This window comes from Microcystis sp. M53603_WE2 (genome assembly GCF_030065435.1).
This window is the reverse complement of sequence record NZ_JASJFF010000497.1, coordinates 1-2,935: the sequence shown is the minus strand read 5'-3', so window position 1 is coordinate 2,935 and position 2,935 is coordinate 1. Positions and strand designations below refer to the sequence as shown.

At 45.8% G+C, this 2,935-nt stretch carries 3 protein-coding genes and 1 pseudogene; 1 reads left to right on the top strand and 3 read right to left on the bottom strand.

Going from position 1 to position 2,935, the window contains the following annotated elements; genetic code table 11:
- A partial coding sequence (locus PX481_RS10350; RefSeq protein WP_288094544.1) for a THUMP domain-containing class I SAM-dependent RNA methyltransferase occupies nt 1-1,001 on the top strand: 1,001 nt, incomplete at its 5' end.
- Here the strand turns inward: PX481_RS10350 and mdh are convergent.
- The 3 genes and pseudogenes from mdh to PX481_RS10335 all read right to left on the bottom strand — a co-directional run.
- Complete coding sequence (gene mdh / locus PX481_RS10345) at nt 1,002-1,979, bottom strand: malate dehydrogenase (protein WP_002758721.1); 978 nt, start codon at nt 1,977-1,979, stop codon at nt 1,002-1,004. It lies immediately after the preceding gene.
- A gap of 26 nt (nt 1,980-2,005) precedes the next feature.
- Nucleotides 2,006-2,221, bottom strand: coding sequence for an NAD(P)H-quinone oxidoreductase subunit O (locus PX481_RS10340; protein ID WP_002758722.1), 216 nt, complete (start codon nt 2,219-2,221; stop codon nt 2,006-2,008).
- A gap of 215 nt (nt 2,222-2,436) precedes the next feature.
- A pseudogene (locus PX481_RS10335) lies at nt 2,437-2,935 on the bottom strand (glycoside hydrolase family 10 protein); the annotation flags it as partial.

Sequence of the window (2,935 nt, the reverse complement as noted above, 5' to 3'; positions counted from 1 at the left end):
CCCTACTCTATCGAGTCAATCTTTGGTCAAGAATTATTTTTCGGGTTTTGGTTCCCATTGCCGAAATTCCCTGTGGGGATGGGAAGGAACTGTATGATGGCATTCAAGCCATTGATTGGCGCGATTATCTCACCAGTGAGGAAACTTTAGCGGTACAATGTACGGGAACGAACGATCGCCTCAATCACACCCATTACACCGCTTTAAGCATCAAAAACGCTATTATCGACCAACAGCGTCAACAGGGGAATCCCCGTTCTTTTGTGGATACAGAAAATCCCGACCTGCAAATTAACGCTCATATCGAGAAAAATCTCTGTGTGCTTAGTTTAGATAGTTCTGGTCACAGTTTGCATCGTCGCGGGTATCATCGGGCCATGGGAGTCGCACCTCTGAAAGAAAGTCTCGCCGCTGCTTTGGTAGAATTATCGGCATGGCAGGATGATATGGCGCTTTTAGACCCTTTTTGTGGTTCGGGAACCATTGTCATCGAAGCGACGTTAAAAGCTTTAAATATTGCCCCCGGTTTATCTCGTTCCCAGTTCGGATTTCAGAAATGGCCAGACTATCAACCGGATTTATGGCAATCTTTGCTTAAGGAAGCTAAAGAAAAACAAAAATTTCAGCTAAATGCGCCAATTTATGCTAGTGATGCCGATTATGAGGTTTTGCGTCAGGCCGAGGATAACGCCTATTTTTGTCAAGTGCAGGACCATATTAATTTTAGCTTGCAAAGCATCACCGACTTAGAACCGGCGAGCGATCGAGGGATTATTCTCTGTAATCCCCCTTACGGCAAAAGATTGGGCAATACCGAAGAATTAGGGGCCTTATATAAATCCTTCGGTGATGTCTTAAAACAGAGGTTTAAGGGTTGGACAGCCTATATTTTATCGGGTAACAAAGAACTGACTAAACAAATCGGTCTGCGTTCTTCCCGTCGCACTCCCTTGTATAACGGTTCTCTGCCCTGTACCCTCTTAAAATATGAGTTGTATTAACTACATCAAAACCTTGAGACTGTCAAGGGCTAAATGAACATTCTGACGAACTGAGGCAGCAGAAGTGTGTAGATCCAGACGTTCAGCATCGGTCAAACGCACTTCCAGAATACTTTCCACACCCCGACAGCCCAAGCGACAGGGAACCCCCAGATAGACATCCTGTAAACCGTATTCACCCTTAAGATAGGCTGCCGCCGGCAGTAAACGGGATTGATTTCTCAATATCGTCTCGACCATGGTACAGGCAGAGGAAGCAGGGGCGTAATAAGCGCCGCCAGTTTGCAGTAATTTGACGATTTCAGCCCCACCGTTGCGAGTTCTCTCCACTAAACGGTTAATCGTCATCTCGTCCATTAATTCGGTAATCGGCACACCACTGACGGTACAGTAACGGGGTAGGGGCAACATTAAATCACCGTGACCACCCAAGACCATGGCATGAACGTCGGCGGTACTAACCCCCAATTCCATGGCGATAAAGGTTTGTAAACGGGAAGAATCGAGGACTCCTGCCATTCCCATCACTCTTTGGGGAGGTAAACCAGTTGCTTGCCAGACTAGATAGGTCATCACATCAAGGGGATTAGTGATGACGATAAAAATGGCCTCTGGAGAATACTGGAGGCATTTAGTGGCGGCCTCGACGACAATTTTGGCATTGACATTCATGAGATCATCGCGACTCATGCCCGGTTTTCTGGCTAATCCAGCCGTAATCACGACAATATCCGAGCCTGCCGTGTCTTCATAGTTATTAGTGCCGATAATCTCGCTGTCGTGCAGTTCTATGCCCTGAGCTTCCATCAAATCTAGGGCAATACCCTGGGGCAAACCATTGACGATATCGAGGAGAACCACATCGGCGAGGTTTTTTTCGGCGATGCGTTGGGCCAGGGTGCGTCCGACGTTACCGGCACCAATAACCGAGACTCGGGGCGATTGGCAGGGGATGAGTGTATCGTAGAAGTCAACCATGATTTATGGATGAGGCAATATCCTCATCAGACGGGTTCCAGTTGTTCGAGCTTTAGCCACACACTGGGGGTAGGAACGTAGAATTTAATCAAAGCGTAATCATCTTTTACATCCAAGACTTCTGCTGTCGAGTTGAACATATAACTGGGTAAACGGCGATCGCTGGCTAGGGCTTCGAGGCTATTTTCTAGGTTTCCCGTCACCACGCGGACTAAAGCTCCTTTCTTAATTGTAGCTGCCATGTTTTTCTCGTTGAATTTGCTTGGGGTTTCTCCCATAAATTGTTACATATTCCGGCGGGCCTCTGACAAGAGAGTGTAGAATGTGGGGTGTGGGAATGATGAATTATGAATTGGGGAGTGGGGAGAATAAATAAAAGCTGTCTCCTGTCTCCTGAATCCTGTCTCCTGAATCCTGTCTCCTAACTCCACCAATAAACTTTTTGGGCAAACCCTAATTAAAACTCAACCCTTTGACCATAACTTAAGAGACTTTGTAGGGTGGCGAGGCGATTTTCCCAGACTTGTATTTGATAGGGAGATAAATCTTTTTGTCGGGACATCACAGATTTAAATTGATAGCTAAATCGCTTTAAGGCATTTTGAGTTAAAGTCCAATTGCGAGGGCTGGGATTATTAGCTAATTGCTCTAATAAATTAGCCATTTCGTCCACTTCTTGCCCCCAAGTTTTTAAGGTTAGCTCCTCCATTGCCCATAAATTATTCGTTATTAAAAAACTCCACTCTTGACGCAGGAAATTAAACCGCGATGCTGCCGTTTTGAAGGGTTGACGGTGGGGTAAAGGTTCGGCTTTTTTCGTAATTATCGATCCCTGAATGCGATTAAGAATTGTTTGCAGGTTGGGATTGAGATTTTCTGTGGCAAAAAGAGCGAATCCCGAAGTGGGAAGATTACGAATAAATGGTAGTTGATCGATAGTTACTTGATCGGGTACT

Excerpts from the sequence above, each read along its gene's own strand:
- mdh (WP_002758721.1), bottom strand. The coding sequence starts at position 1,979 with ATGGTTGACTTCTACGATACACTCATCCCCTGCCAATCGCCCCGAGTC.
- PX481_RS10340 (WP_002758722.1), bottom strand. The coding sequence starts at position 2,221 with ATGGCAGCTACAATTAAGAAAGGAGCTTTAGTCCGCGTGGTGACGGGA.